The organism is Bradyrhizobium sp. Ses1, assembly GCF_059512365.1.
In genome coordinates this window covers 124,340-138,007 of record NZ_JCAMOQ010000014.1, presented here as the reverse complement: position 1 = coordinate 138,007, position 13,668 = coordinate 124,340, and the positions used below count along the sequence as shown (strand labels likewise).

The 13,668-nt window shown below is 63.9% G+C and carries 11 protein-coding genes; 9 read left to right on the top strand and 2 right to left on the bottom strand.

Annotated features, from left to right (window positions below; all coding sequences use genetic code 11):
* Positions 1 to 137: 137 nt before the first annotated feature.
* From AC5ZG5_RS18690 to AC5ZG5_RS18670, 5 genes are all read left to right on the top strand, one after another.
* Positions 138 to 1,094 carry a DUF6492 family protein gene (locus tag AC5ZG5_RS18690; RefSeq protein WP_456643215.1) on the top strand — a complete coding sequence of 319 codons (957 nt, stop codon included), beginning with the start codon at positions 138 to 140 and terminating at the stop codon, positions 1,092 to 1,094.
* Positions 1,088 to 2,530, top strand: coding sequence for a lipopolysaccharide biosynthesis protein (locus AC5ZG5_RS18685; RefSeq protein ID WP_456643216.1), 1,443 nt, complete (start codon positions 1,088 to 1,090; stop codon positions 2,528 to 2,530). The genes AC5ZG5_RS18690 and AC5ZG5_RS18685 overlap by 7 nt, the downstream gene beginning before the upstream one ends.
* A gap of 6 nt (positions 2,531 to 2,536) precedes the next feature.
* Positions 2,537 to 3,343 (top strand): class I SAM-dependent methyltransferase, encoded by an 807-nt coding sequence (locus tag AC5ZG5_RS18680; protein WP_130226863.1) that lies wholly within the window; start codon positions 2,537 to 2,539, stop codon positions 3,341 to 3,343.
* 4 nt (positions 3,344 to 3,347) lie between these two features.
* Positions 3,348 to 4,100, top strand: coding sequence for a polysaccharide deacetylase family protein (locus tag AC5ZG5_RS18675; protein WP_130226864.1), 753 nt, complete (start codon positions 3,348 to 3,350; stop codon positions 4,098 to 4,100).
* Between the two features lie 156 nt (positions 4,101 to 4,256).
* On the top strand, positions 4,257 to 6,554 hold the full coding sequence (locus AC5ZG5_RS18670; protein ID WP_456643217.1) for a GumC family protein: 2,298 nt from the start codon (positions 4,257 to 4,259) through the stop codon (positions 6,552 to 6,554).
* Between the two features lie 144 nt (positions 6,555 to 6,698).
* On the opposite strand, the gene AC5ZG5_RS18665 is transcribed toward AC5ZG5_RS18670, so the two are convergent.
* On the bottom strand, positions 6,699 to 7,292 hold the full coding sequence (locus AC5ZG5_RS18665; RefSeq protein WP_130226866.1) for a 3-keto-disaccharide hydrolase: 594 nt from the start codon (positions 7,290 to 7,292) through the stop codon (positions 6,699 to 6,701).
* Between the two features lie 238 nt (positions 7,293 to 7,530).
* Here AC5ZG5_RS18665 and AC5ZG5_RS18660 point away from each other — a divergent pair, with 238 nt between their 5' ends.
* The 3 genes from AC5ZG5_RS18660 to AC5ZG5_RS18650 all read left to right on the top strand — a co-directional run bounded on the left by AC5ZG5_RS18660 (position 7,531) and on the right by AC5ZG5_RS18650 (position 8,713).
* Positions 7,531 to 7,995 (top strand): cupin domain-containing protein, encoded by a 465-nt coding sequence (locus AC5ZG5_RS18660; protein ID WP_130226867.1) that lies wholly within the window; start codon positions 7,531 to 7,533, stop codon positions 7,993 to 7,995.
* A 67-nt stretch (positions 7,996 to 8,062) separates the two neighbouring features.
* Entirely contained in the window at positions 8,063 to 8,302 is a 240-nt protein-coding gene (locus tag AC5ZG5_RS18655) for a DUF2171 domain-containing protein (protein ID WP_028168725.1), read from the top strand.
* Positions 8,303 to 8,371: 69 nt separating this feature from the next.
* On the top strand, positions 8,372 to 8,713 hold the full coding sequence (locus AC5ZG5_RS18650; RefSeq protein WP_028168724.1) for a hypothetical protein: 342 nt from the start codon (positions 8,372 to 8,374) through the stop codon (positions 8,711 to 8,713).
* Here the strand turns inward: AC5ZG5_RS18650 and AC5ZG5_RS18645 are convergent.
* Positions 8,687 to 12,250, bottom strand: a complete 3,564-nt coding sequence (locus AC5ZG5_RS18645; protein WP_456643218.1) for a bifunctional diguanylate cyclase/phosphodiesterase — start codon at positions 12,248 to 12,250, stop codon at positions 8,687 to 8,689. The genes AC5ZG5_RS18650 and AC5ZG5_RS18645 overlap by 27 nt on opposite strands.
* 363 nt (positions 12,251 to 12,613) lie before the next feature.
* On the opposite strand from AC5ZG5_RS18645, the gene AC5ZG5_RS18640 reads away from it, so the two are divergent.
* Positions 12,614 to 13,666 carry an Ldh family oxidoreductase gene (locus tag AC5ZG5_RS18640; protein ID WP_456643219.1) on the top strand — a complete coding sequence of 351 codons (1,053 nt, stop codon included), beginning with the start codon at positions 12,614 to 12,616 and terminating at the stop codon, positions 13,664 to 13,666.
* The last annotated feature ends 2 nt before the right edge of the window (positions 13,667 to 13,668 follow it).

Genomic DNA, 13,668 nt, shown 5'->3' with positions numbered 1-13,668 from the left:
GCGCCTTAACGGCGCGGCGATCATCAACGCAAACAAAATTAACCAACGGCGATCCCGGCCGCGGCCGATGCGCCGATTCGGCATCGATCTTGCTGAAAGGCTCACCGAGAAGAACCGCGGCTTGGAAAGCGACAACCGTGAACGTGATCGCCAGAGAGATCTACGAGATGGACCCAGTTGCGTTGTTAACCCCGACTTACGGGCGCGACCTGGAAATCTGTACCTTGCTTTGCGAGAGCGTGGACCGGCATGTCACCTCGTTCTCCAAGCATTATCTCCTGGTTCCCGATTGCGACCTGCCGCTGTTCGCGCCGCTCGCCAGCGAGCATCGCGTCATCATCCCGGCCTCGGCCTTCCTGCCCGACTGGCTGCGGCCGCTGCCGCGCATGATCCAGCGCCGCCGCCGCCAGTTCTGGTGGTCGCTGCGGGCCAAGCCGGTGAACGGCTGGCATGTGCAGCAGATCCTGAAGATCGCCGCCACCATTGCACTGCCTCACCAGCGCTTTTGCATCCTGGATTCCGACATTGTGTTCTTCCGCGACTTCGACCTGACGCGGTTCGAATATCCGAACGCGATCCCGATGCTGACCATGTCTGATATGGTGACCGCAGACCAGCCGCGGCATTCGCGCTGGCTTGTGACCAGCCATGAACTGCTGGGGCTGCCGACGCCGCCGTTCCCGGCCGACGATTTCATCGGGCACATCATCTTCTGGGACAAGCAGACCACCCGAGCGCTGGCCGAGCGCATCGAGGCCGTCACCGGTCTCGACTGGATCGAGGCGCTGTGCAAGACCCGCGAGTTCTCCGAATACATGCTGTACGGCTATTTCGTACAGAACGATGCCGCGGCCTCGCTGCGGCATACCGCGGTCCCGAGCACGCCCTGCGTCAGCTATTGGGACGATCCGCGGCTCAACAAAGGCGAGCTGCAGGATCTCTTGCGCCGCGCCAGCAAGGACGACGTCGCGTTCTCGATCGCATCCTTCTCCGGAACGCCGGTCGAGACCATCCGCGCCTCGATCGCCGACAGCAACGAGATCCTCTCGCTCACCAGCAGCGGCGACCGCACGGAGTTTGCGGCGCTATGCTGATCGGTCAAGCCAGCATCAACCTGACCGCCAACATCCTCTCGGCGCTGCTGGGGCTGCTCAGCGTGTTCGTTTTCACGCGGCTGTTCTCGCCGCATGATTACGGCGTCTATCTGCTCGGCATCGGCTTCGCCTCCGTGATCAGCGTGTTCCTGGTCGGCTGGTTCCGAAATCTGATCCTGAGCGAGCACGCCCGCAACGACGGCACCGACGTCCGCGGCCTTGTGCTGTCAGGCTATATGATCTGCTGCCTGACGGCGCCGATCGCCTATGTGCTCGCCCGGCTCGCGGGCCTCGACGGCACTGCGGCGTTCGCTACAGTTGTGCTCTCGGTCGCGATCGGCCTGTTCGAGCTGACGCAGGACCTGGTTCGCGCGCGGCTGATGGCGCTTTCGGTGATGAAGGCGACGCTGATGCGCGCTGTGTCCGTGCTCGCACTCGGCATTGTCGTCGCGCTGGTCAGCCCGAACGGCTTCTGGCTGTTGCTCTCTTCTGCCCTCGCTTATCTGCTCGCCGTGCTCGTGCAGTCGCGCACCGCCTGGCGCGGCACGCATATCAGCTTCGATCGCACCTCGCTCGTGGCCGTGGCCAGGACCGGCCTGCCGCTGACGCTCTCGCTGACCCTGCTTGCGATCGCCAGCGTCACCGACCGTTTCATGATCGCCAACCTGGTCGGTGCGGCCGATGCCGGCCGCTATGTCGCCTCGCTCGACCTGGTCCGCCAGACGCTGATGATGCCGGCGATGAGCATGGCGGCAGCGTTTTTTCCGCTCGCCGTCCAGATCCACGCCAAGCAGGGTGACGGCGCGGTGCGCTCGCATCTCGCCGAATGTCTCGAGTTGCTGTTGTCCATCACGCTGCCGGCTTCGCTCGGCTTTGCCGTGATCTCCGGGCATGTCGCCAACGTCATCCTCGGCGCCGATTTTCGCGAGGTTGCGGCCGAGATCATGCCGGTGATTGCGGTCGCCGTGGTGTTCCAGGTCCTGACGCAGCAATATCTGCATGCGAGCTTCCTGCTGTCGGGCCGCAACGGCTTCTATCTCGTCAACACCGCCTCGCTGATCGCGGCCAATGTGATCCTGTCCTATCTTTTGGTCAGCCACTACGGCACTGTCGGCGCGGCCTGGGCGCGGCTCGGCGCCGACATCATCGGCTTTGCCTGTGCGCTGGTGCTTACCCGCTATGCCTTCCGCGTTCCGCTGCCGCTCGGCCGGCTGGCGCTGGTCCTGATCGCCGCGCTCGCGATGGCGCTGACGGTCGCGGCGCTCGATCGCATCCTGCGCATTCCGGATCTCGCCGCCTGCATCGTGCTGGCGGTGGTTGGCATCCTCACCTACGCCGTCCTGGCCTGGCTGTTCGACATCGCACGCATTCGCGGCCGACTGAAGCATGGCCTCATGGCATTCAGAGCAAAATTCGCAAACAGCAACATTGGATAAGAGGCAATGACCGATACCCTTACCTTTGATCGCATTCATGCAACGCTCCCCGTGGTCGACGCGGCTGGGCCGGCCGCGCATCCACAGTCGCTGCTCGACCTGCCGCCGGGCGAAGCGCGGCAGAGTCTCCTCACCGTGCACAGCATCCTGGAGGCGGCGCTGCCGGCGGGCCCGCTCGCGATCTACGAGGCCGGCGGCGGCTCGACCAGCTTCCTGCCGCTCAAGGTGTTGCGCCGCAGCCATATTACCGTCGTCGACATCGACGAAGATCAGGTCAAGAACAACCAGTACGCACAGGCGACGATCCTGGGCGACATCCAGACCTATCGTTTCGCGCCGAAAAGCTTCGATTTCATCGTCTGCTACAACGTCATCGAGCACGTGCCCGATGTCGAGGCCGCGCTCAGCGGTTTCTGCGAGGCGATCAAGCCGAACGGCTTGATCCTGATCGGCGCCCCCAATCCGAAATCGCTATCGGGCATGGTGACAAAGTATTCGCCGCATTGGTTTCACGTCTGGTTCTATCGCTATGTCCGCGGCGACAAGAAGGCCGGCCTGCCGGGCGAGGCGCCGTTCCCGACCCATTTCCATCCGCTGGTCACGCTGGGCAAGCTCGAAGCCTTCGCCAGGGCACATGGCCTGCAAGTGATCTACCGCAAGGTCTATGAGAGCCCGCGCTATCCGGAGATGCGCCTGCGCAAGCCCCTGCTCGCCGCGCTGGTCGATGCCGCCGCGAAAGCGATGAACTTCTTTCTCCCCGGCAGGACCGACGTGCGGCACGGCGACTACCACGTGATCCTGCGGAAACTGTGAGAGAATGCGCGGGTTGTGGTCCGAAGCGGTCGTGAAGGTCAGCCACCGGCTGGCGATGCATCTGCCGGTCGATCGGGTTCGGCTGCGCAACGCCACGCCGATAGTCAGCTTCACCTTCGACGACCTGCCGAAGAGCGCGGTGACATCAGGCGCCGACTTGCTCGAGACACATGGCGCCCGCGGCACCTTCTATGTGTCGGGCGGCCTGGTCGGCGTCGATACGGCGGACTGGAGCTCCGGCGATGATGATGACGTGCTGTCGCTGCATCGCCGCGGTCACGAGATCGGCTGCCACACCTTCTCGCACCGGCGCGCCTGCGATCTCGATGAGACCTCGCTTGCCTGCGACATCGCCTGCAACCGCCGCTACTTCGACTTGCTCGATCCGTCGATGCAGATCGAAACCTTTGCCTATCCATTCGGCTATGGCTCGTTCGCGCACAAATATCTGCTCAAGTCCAGATTTGCGACCTGCCGCTCGATCGTGGAGGGCGTGAACTTCGGCAATGTCGACCTGCAGTTCCTGCGCGCGATGCCGCTGATCGATCGCCGGATGGATCGCGATGCAATCGAGCGCGCCTTCGACGAGGCGCAAATCCATAACGGTTGGTTAATTTTCTACAGTCACGACGTTGCCACGCGGCCCAGCCTGTACGGCTGCTCGCCGGAACTGCTGAATCACGCGCTGGAAACGGCGGCGAAGCGGAATATTCCGGCGCTCACCATGGCAGAGGCGTTCCGATGCGCGAGCGCTTAAACGCTTTGTTTGCCTTTTCAGTGAATAGTCTCTCAAAGACTATGGTTAATTTTTCCTGCTGCGTTGTTGCCGCGCGGTCCGCTCTCGCGCATCGCGCAGCCCGAAGAGTAACCCCTCAGCCGATGCGTGCGGCGTTTGGAATGGAAGCTGGGGTCGATGCTTGATTACGACCAGCCGATAAACAGCCAGGCCAAAAGCCGGGATGCCGGCGAGCCACGCCGAAGCCAGGGCTTCGACGTGATCGACCTGGTCATGCTGCTATGGCGGCGCAAAGCCGCGATCGCGGCTGCCGCGTTGCTCTGCGCCTGCATCGCGGTTGGGATCGGCAAGAGCCTCACTCCGAAGTACACCGCGACCGCGCAGCTCTATGTCGACCCGCGCGAATTGCAGCTCGTCGAGCGAGAGCTGACACCGCGCGCGCAGGACGTTTCGGGTCTCGCAATGGTGGTCGACAGCGAGGCGCGGGTGATCACCTCCAACAGCGTGCTGTTGCAGGTCATCAGGAACACCAATCTCGACAAGGACCCGGAATTCGGCGGCGGCGGCGACGGCAAGAGCCTCCTCGGCGCGCTGCTCGGCCTGGTCGGGATCGAGCAGCGTCCGACGGTGGAACAGCAGCACCAGGCGACGATGAGCGCGCTGGACGCCCTCAGTCGTCATATCAATGTGCGCAAGACCGACCGCACCTTCGTCGTCGACATCGACGTCTGGTCCTATGAGCCGGTCAAGGCGGCGATGCTCGCCAACGCGCTTTCTACGGCCTATCTCGCCGAATCCAAGCAATCGCAGGCCGCCGCCGCCCGGCGCGCCACCAGAGATCTCTCGGGGCGGCTGAAGGAACTGCAGGAACGGCTGCGCAACGCCGAGAACGTGCTTGCGGTCTACAAGGCGCAGAACAATTTCGTCGGCACCCAGGACACGCTGATCGCCGACCAGCAGCTTTCCGCCAGCAACCAGCGGCTCGCCGCCGCGCGGGCGCTGTCGCTCGATGCGCAGGCGAAATACGACCAAATCGAGGCCAGCCGGCGCAATGCGAGCGACCCCGGCGCGATCCCCGAGGCGCTGCAATCGCCGACCATCGCGAACCTGCGCGCGCAATATGCCGATGCCAAGAAGCGGCAGGCCGAGCTGCAGAGCGAACTCGGCCCGCGGCATCCGGCGCTCCGGCAGGTCGAGCAGCAGGTCGAGGATCTCCGCCGTACCATCAGGGAAGAGATCGACCGCTTCGCGCAGGCCGCGAAGAACGATTTGACACGCGCTCGCGACTATGAGGCATCGCTGAACAAGGCGCTCGACGCGCAGAAGCGCCAGAGCGTGCAGATGAGCCAGGCCTCGGTGCGCCTACGCGAGCTCGAGCGCGACGTCGAGGCGAGTCGCGACGTCTACCAGTCCTTCCTCAAGCGTTCGCGCGAGACGGAGGAACAGGAAAGCCTGAATACCTCGAGCGCACGTGTCATCGGCGAAGCCACAGTGCCGCAGCGGCGCACCTTTCCACCGGCTATGAGCCTGCTTGCCATGATCGGCTTCGTGCTCGGCGGGCTCGCGGCCGCTGCCTGGATCATCGCGGTCGACCAGCTTGCGCCCGGCGCCGACCCGCTGCGGCCGAGCAAGTCGACCTCGCCCGAGAAACAGGCGACGGCGGCGCCCGCGAAACAGCCGGTCCTCAGCAAGCCGGCGCCGCAGGCGGCGGTCAGCGTCATCGAGAAGCCGGTGATCGCCCGGCTGCAGGAATCCGACGTGATGCGCACGCTGGGTGGCATCCTCACCGGCGGCCAGATCGCCGACGTCACACGGCTGGGCTGGCCGACATTGCGCGCGGGTTTTCCGCTGATGACCTTCCTCGGCGCCATCCGCGACATGTCCGCGACCCTCAAGAAGCGCGCATCCGCGAGCGGCGTGCCGGTCATGGCGGTGATCGGCGCGGGACCATCCGTCGACCGCAGCGTGGTGGCGCTGAACGTCGCGCTCTCGGCCGCGCGCGACGGCGCCAAGGTGCTGATGATTGATGCCGATCATCGGAAACGCGAATTGTCGGGCAAGGTTACCAGGCTCGGCAAGCGCGAGGCCGGCCGCCTCGGCTGGCTCAGCATCGGCAGCAAGGCAACGCGTGCCATCAACACGGCGAACGGAATTTCCATCCTGCCCGTTATCGAGGGCGACGACGCCAGGGCCGCGGAAGCCATCCGCAAGTCGGTCACGCAGGCGCGATCCGTTGGCGGTTACGATCTCATCATTCTCGACGGGCCGGCGATGCCGTGGAGCGCGGCGGATCGCAAACTCCTCGAGCTCGCCGATGGCCTCCTCGCGGTGCTGCCGGTCCATCTCGATATCAACGACTGCATGGAAGACATCCTCAGCGCGCTGGGTGGAGCGGAGCGCAAGCTGGTCGGTGTCATCCTGAACGAGCTCAATCCCGTGGTGGAGAGCCGTCAGCAAGACAAGCAATATGCGTGAGCGCCGCTTCTTCACCTCCCCTTGAAAAGGGGAGGTCGGTTTTCGCGGACGCGCAAACCGGGTGGGGAGCATCTCTCTCCACCGAGCACCTGGGTTCGTGGTTCACCCCCACCCTGCCCTCCCCTTGCAGGGGAGGGAGAACCGTCACAACGGCTTGATCTGCACTTTCCGGAACTTGACCACGCCCGAGCCATATTGGAGCGCGATCGGACCGCTCGCGTGCTTGCTGTCCTGCGCGTCGACGGTCTTCTCGCCGTTGAGCACGACCACGAGATGCGGGCCCTGCGCCGTGATCTCAAAGGTATTCCACTTGCCCGCCGCCTTGGGCATCGGGTTGACCTTGCCGACATCGACGATCGCGCCGGTGCCGTAGGTCGGATCGGGCCGCTTGTCGAAGATATTGACCTCGTAGCAGACCTTGGAATCAATGGTCTTGTTGGTGTCGCAGCGGATGAAGATGCCGCTGTTGGCATCCTCGTCGGTCCAGAACTCCGCTCTGATCTGGAAATCCTTGTAGGGAGTCTTGCTGACGAGATAGGACAGATCCTTGCCGTCGAGCTTGTCGGCGACCAGCGCGCCGTCTTTCAACGTCCAGTTCGCCTTGCCCACCTCGTCCCAATCGCCCTTTTTGGTGCCGTCGACCAACGTGATCCAGCCGTCTCCCTCGGCGGCAGCGAGATTGAAGGACAGAGCGGTGCCGATCAGAAGACAGGCCGCAAGCGTCCACGCATGTTTCATGAAAAGCATCCTCCCGATGTTGTTTTGATTTGTGCGGGCAAACTAATCACGGCGGCGTGCGAGCGCAAATCGATTTCGATGCTGCAGTTGCGTTGTGCGGCAAGCCGCGCATCCGCCGATCACGCATGCATGCGTGCGTCTTGTCCTTTGCGAGCGCCCCCGACTAGCATCGAGGACAACGGAGATGGACGAGCCCAATAGACAGGCCTAAGCGTCCATCCGAAAACGGGAGGAAGTCATGATCGTCAGCACCTGGCGTTACCTTGCGATCCCGCTCGCCCTTGCCGCCACGCTGAGCATCGGCTCCGCCGCCGAGCTCAATCCCGCCGCCGTCGTCTATAAGTTGCCTGACCAGATCCCCTGGGGACCGGTGGATGCGCGCGGCGCGCAGAATGCCGTGGTGGTTGGTGATCCCGCAAAGCCCGGCTTCTACGTGGTCTATACCAAGTGGACCAAAGGCAACCATTTCAGCCATCCGCATTTTCATCCGAACGACCGCTATATCGTCGTGCTGCAAGGCACCTGGTGGGTTGGATCGGGACCGAAGTTCGATCCGGACAAGGGCACCGTGGCGATGCCCGCCGGCAGTTTCGTCACCCATTACGGCAAGCAGGTGCATTGGGATGGCGCCAAGGACGAGGACGCCGTGCTCCTGATCATGGGCGAAGGACCGGCGACGGCGACCGCGGCGGAGGAGAAGTGATTTCGTAGGGTGGGCAACCTTTGCGATCACCAAACGTTCATCTCCGCAAACGTGAAGGAGATAAAACATGGCAATGGCCGCAGAGATCAAGGAACATATGGACGTCATCTCGTCGGACCGGAAGACGGTCGGAAAGGTCGATCATCTCGAAGGAACCGACAAGATCAAGTTGACCAAGCAAAGCTCGCCCGACGGACAGCACCATCATTTCATTCCGCTGTCCTGGGTCGACCATGTCGACCAGCACGTGCATCTGAACAAGACGGGCACCGAGGTGACCACGCACTGGCAACACGGCCGGCAATAGACGGCGACAGCGCCTTTGCGCCGGTCGCGGAGGCGGATATCATCGGGGGCAGAACAGAGAGAGCCCCCGATGCATCCAGCCGCGAAACTGCAATTCGAGCGCATCGTCGACGAATACGGACGCTGGCGCGCCATTCCGGAAAGTGAACGGCCGCCGGCGCCGGCGTGGTGGTGGGGCCCGGCATTCGAACTGCGCGAATCCGTGGTCGAATTGCCGACCGACTGGAGTGTCCGATTGCGCCTTGCCAAGGGCGCGACTTATGCAGCAGGCGCCGCCATCCTGCTCAAATCGCTCGCCGGCCAGACTTATCTGCCGTGGCCTTATGATTTCTCGCGCAAGGTGAAGTCGACCGATTCGGATGTACGCGAGCTGCATGTGCAGCCGTCAGATGACAGCGCGTTCCCGCCCTAAATCCGACGCTGCCTGATCGTCCGCGGCATCTTCCTCCGGCTGCAGTGGCGGAGAGATAAGCGCCGGCGCCGAGCGCAACAACTCGGCGAGCTCGCGCGGCGGCAGCGGCTTGCTGAGCCGAAAGCCCTGCATCTCGTCGCAGCCATGGTCGCGCAGGAAGCGCTCCTGCTCGGCCGTCTCCACGCCCTCGGCGATCACGGTCATGCCGAGCGCCTTGCCCATGCTGATGATGGCCTGCGCGATCGCCTGGTCCTCGCTGTCGCGGGCGAGGTCGCGCACGAAGGAGCGGTCGATCTTGATGGTGTCGATCGGAAACTGCTTCATCAGCGACATCGACGAATAGCCGGTGCCGAAATCGTCGATCGCGAGGCGAATGCCGCGGCTCTGGATCGCATCCAGCACCCGGATCGCCCGGTGCACGTTGCGCATCACCATGCTTTCGGTGACCTCGAGCTGCAGCAACGCCGGCGACATGCCGCTTGAAAGCAGCGCGCCATCGATGTCGTGCAGGAGATTCTCGTCGCCGAACTGCCGCGGCGAGAGGTTGACCGCCATCGTCACCGGCCGCAAGCCGCGGCGCTGCCAGGCCATGTTCTGCGCGCAGGCCTCCTTCAGCACCCAGCGCCCGATCGGCACGATCAGCCCGATCTCCTCCGCGAGCGGAATGAACTGGGCCGGCGCGACCTGCCCGAGATCGGGATGGGTCCAGCGCAAGAGCGCTTCGACGCCAGTGATCTGGCCGCTCGCGATGTCGATCTTCGGCTGGTAGAAGAGCGAGAACTGATCGCGCTCCAGCGCGCGGCGCAGGGCATTCTCGAGCGTCAGCCGCTCAATCGACTGCGCCTTGATTTCCCTGGAGTAGAAGCGGAAGCCGTTCTTGCCGTCCTCCTTGGCGAGATACATCGCCATGTCGGCGTTCTTGGTCAGCGTCTTGGCATCTAAGCCATCAGCAGGATACATCGCAACGCCGATCGAGGCCGTGGTCTGGCATTCGTGGCCGCTCAGTTGCAGCGGCTGGCTGAGCGCCGACAACAGGCTCTCGGCGATCGTTTCGACGTCGGCACGGTCGGTCTCTTCCAGGATGACGACGAATTCATCGCCGCCGAGCCGGGCGATGACGTCGCTCGAACGCAAGGTCCCGCGCAACCGGTCGGCGATCTTGACGAGCAGCAGGTCGCCGGCGTCGTGGCCAAGCGAATCGTTGATGACCTTGAAACGGTCGAGATCGATGAACAGCAGCGCGAACTGACGCTGGTGGCGGCCGGCCACCTCGATCGCGTGACGAAGCAATTCGTTGAAGGTTTCCCGGTTGGGCAAGCGCGTCAGGCCGTCATGCGAGGCGAGATATTCGATCCGCTCGTCGGCCCTTGCCTTCTCGTCGGCGCGGTCGAAATTTTCCAGCGCGAACGAGACGTTTTCGGCGAGACGTCGCAACAGCCCGATCAACTCGGGGCTGAAGGCGCCGATCTCGCAGGAGAGGAAGATGATGGCGCCGATCGGCTTGCCGTTCTTCAATAACGGAAATGCGGCGCCAGAGCGGGTGCCAGCGTCGCGCAGGACCTGATAGAATGGGCTCGAATCGCCGAAGTCGCCGAGATAGTCGTTGCTGATGCAGGGTTTCCGGGTGCGGAATGCGATGCCGGTGAGGCTCCGCCCTTCCGGATGCGATGCATTGATGGACAGGCGCACGTTGAACGCGCGCTCGCCGTCCGGACCGGCCGAAGCGACGTTTTCCAGGTAATCGTCGCCTGGCCGCTCCAGCGCGATCGCGGTGGAGGTGAAATTGCCGCCGACGACGGCGGCCTCGCAGACCAAGTGGAACAGCTCGGTCCGCGACTTCGCCCGCATGATCGCTTCATTGGTGGCGCTGAGCGCCCCGAACATCCGCGTCAGCCGCTCCTTCTGCTCCTCGGTCCTCGCCTTCTCGTCCGCGCGCTCAAAGCTGCCGAGCGCGAACGACACGTTGTCGGCCAGCCGCTGCAGCAGTTCGGCGAACTCGGCGGTAAAGGTGTCGTGCTCGGACGCGATGAAGAGCATCACGCCGACCGGCTCACCGTCGACGAACAACGGGAACGCCGCGCCCGATCGCGCCCCCTCGCGTTCGATGATGTCCCGGAACGCACTGTCCGCAATGTCCTTCAGGAAGTTGTTGTTGATGCTGGCCCTCCTGGAACGGAATGCCGTCCCGCAAAGCCCGCGTCCCTCCGGAACGGCCTCGTCGATCGATACCTTGAGATTGCGGGCGTTCTCGGACGTCGGTCCTGCGGTCGCCGCCATCTCGAGATAGTCGCTGCCGGGCGCGACCAGGAAGATGCTGGTCGAGTTGAACCTGGCGCCCTTGCCGGCCGCCTGGCACACCAGCTTGAACATCTCCTCCCGTGACTTCGCCCGCATGATCGCTTCGTTGGTCGCGCTCAACGCCGCGAACATTCGCGACAACCGGTCCTTCTGCCGGTCGGCCCTGGCCTTTTCGTTGGCGCGTTCGAAATTTTCGAGCGCCACCGATACGTTCTCGGCGATCCGCGCCATCAGGGCGATGATCTCTTCGTCCGTCGCCAACGACCTGCCGACGAAGAACAACAAGACGCCGATGCTCTTGCCGAACTTGGTCACGGGGACCGCGATGCAGGCCATGACGCCAGCCTCGTGTCCCACCTGTCGCCACGGACCGTCCGATTTCGGGATATCGTTGTTGATGCACGGCCGCTGCGTCCGGAACGCCTGCCCGCAGACGCCCTTGCCGTAGATATTGTCCGGATCGATCGAGAAGCGCGTTTGCGTGATCAGGTCGATCGCGTCGCCGGTGCCAGCGACCGGCTCGAGCCAATGGTTGTCAGGCTCGGCGAGCAGGACCACGGCGGCGACCGATTTCCCGCTATGAACGGCGGCGTCGCAGACACGCTGATAGAGGTCGTGCTCGGTCTTGGCGCGAAGGATCGCTTCGTTGGTCGCGCTGATGGCGCCGAACATCTGGTTCAGGCGGCGCATCGCCCGCTCGCTGCTCTTGCGCATGCGCTCATGTTCGAAATTATCCAGCGCAAACGAAACATTCGCAGCCATGCGCGCCAGCAGCGACACGAGCTCGTTGTCGAGCGAGCCGACCTCGCGCCGGGTGACGAGGAAAACGCCGACGCTGCGGCCATTGCAGATCAACGGCATTGCCGCCGCCGCGGTGACCTCGCTATCGCGAGCGCCCGCACGCCAGGCGAGCGAGCGCGGGTCATTCAGATAGTCATTGCTGACGCAGGCCTGCTGGTCCCGAAACGCCTGTCCGCACACCCCCTCGCCCTCAGGCGTATTCGCAATGATCGAGATGTTGATGCCGCGCAGCCGCACGACATCGTCGCCGAACCCGACCGCAAAGCGCAGCAGGCTGGTCTCGGCATCCAGCAGGAAGATCGCCGTCGCCAGGAAGTCACCGCTTGAAAACGCGGCCTCGCAGACCTTGGCGTACAGCTCCTCCGGCGATTTGGCGTACAGGATCGCTTCGTTGCTGGCGTTCAACGCCGCGAAGGTACCCCTGATGGTCTGCTCCAAGCGATCAACTCCCTGCGGCCGGTCTCGGCCGGCCCCGCGGGATTTTATGCGGAGCAGAGACCTAAGTGGACGTTAGGAACAGCTATAAGTTGCGAGTCAAAGTAAATGTGTGACGAACAAAGTCGGATAGAACCCCCGCAAAATTGCCGGTTTGTTGACGATTTCCTCCGCCCGCGAGTGCGGTGCAATGCCTGCGAGGCACTGGTTCCCTGCCATGAGACCCGCCGCCCTGAAAAGCCGCGCCGGCGTCATGGCGGACCGGACATTCTGGCCTTGCTCGCCGGCCACGGCTTTGAGACCATTCTCGAACCACAAACAGGCAAGATCCGCCGCGTGACGCGGGCGTCGATACGAGGAAACCCCATGCCGATCGTCCACGCCGATCGTCTCACCCGCATCGGTGCGGCGCTGCTGCTCGGCGCCGGCGCCTTGGAGGAGGAAGCCCAGGCGGTCGCGATCGGCTGCGTCAACGCCAATCTCGCCGGACATGACTCGCACGGGATCATCGCGGTCCCGACCTATATCGACCGCATCAAGGCCGGCCATATCGTGCCCGGCGCGAAATGGACCATCGTCCAGGAATCGCCGACCACGACCGTGATCGACGGCCATTGGGGCTTCGGCTTCCACGTCAATGCCAAGGCGATGGAATTGACGATTGCCAAGGCGAAGACCGCCAATGTCGCCGCCTGCACTGTGTTCCGACAGAGCCATGTCGGGCGGCTTGCGCACTATCCCATGATGGCGATGCGCGAAGGCATGATCGGCATCGCCACCGCCGATTCCGGCCGCTCGCCAAAACACGTCGCGCCATTCGGCGGCCGCGAGGCGCGGCTCGGCACCAACCCGATCTCGATCGCGGTGCCGTCCGAGCTCGAGGCGCCGTTCTATCTGGACATGGCAACCTCGGCGGTCGCCGCGGGCAAGATCCAGCTCGCGGTCGCACGCGGCGAGCGGATTCCGACCGGATGGATCATCGACGCCGAAGGCCGCCACACCACCGACCCGACGGACTATCGCAAGGGCGGCGCGCTGCTGCCGCTTGGTGGCAGCGAGGGCTATAAGGGCTCTGGCTTGGCGGCCATGGTGGAAGTCCTGTGCGGCCTGCTCACCGGGCTTGGATTCGGCGTCGAGCCGACCGGACGCCACAATGACGGATGCTTCATGGCGGTGTTCAATGTCGCCGCCTTCCGTCCGTTGCAGGATTTCAAGCGCGAGGTGGCCGAGTTCGCCCGCTACCTGAAATCGACGCCGCCCTCGGACGGAAGTCCGGGCGTGTTCTATCCCGGCGAGGTCGAATTTCTGCGCGAACAGGAGCGGCGGAAGAACGGCATCGAGATCGAGGAAGCGACCTGGGACAAGCTGCGCGCGCTCGCCGGCGAGTACGGGCTGACAAAACAACTCGATCTGGCGTGAGG

What these genes read in the sequence shown, in the direction of transcription:
- AC5ZG5_RS18685 (WP_456643216.1), top strand. Translation starts at nt 1,088, where the DNA reads ATGCTGATCGGTCAAGCCAGCATCAACCTGACCGCCAACATCCTCTCG.
- AC5ZG5_RS18680 (WP_130226863.1), top strand. Translation starts at nt 2,537, where the DNA reads ATGACCGATACCCTTACCTTTGATCGCATTCATGCAACGCTCCCCGTG.
- AC5ZG5_RS18675 (WP_130226864.1), top strand. Translation starts at nt 3,348, where the DNA reads ATGCGCGGGTTGTGGTCCGAAGCGGTCGTGAAGGTCAGCCACCGGCTG.
- AC5ZG5_RS18670 (WP_456643217.1), top strand. Translation starts at nt 4,257, where the DNA reads ATGCTTGATTACGACCAGCCGATAAACAGCCAGGCCAAAAGCCGGGAT.
- AC5ZG5_RS18665 (WP_130226866.1), bottom strand. Translation starts at nt 7,292, where the DNA reads ATGAAACATGCGTGGACGCTTGCGGCCTGTCTTCTGATCGGCACCGCT.
- AC5ZG5_RS18660 (WP_130226867.1), top strand. Translation starts at nt 7,531, where the DNA reads ATGATCGTCAGCACCTGGCGTTACCTTGCGATCCCGCTCGCCCTTGCC.
- AC5ZG5_RS18655 (WP_028168725.1), top strand. Translation starts at nt 8,063, where the DNA reads ATGGCAATGGCCGCAGAGATCAAGGAACATATGGACGTCATCTCGTCG.
- AC5ZG5_RS18650 (WP_028168724.1), top strand. Translation starts at nt 8,372, where the DNA reads ATGCATCCAGCCGCGAAACTGCAATTCGAGCGCATCGTCGACGAATAC.
- AC5ZG5_RS18640 (WP_456643219.1), top strand. Translation starts at nt 12,614, where the DNA reads ATGCCGATCGTCCACGCCGATCGTCTCACCCGCATCGGTGCGGCGCTG.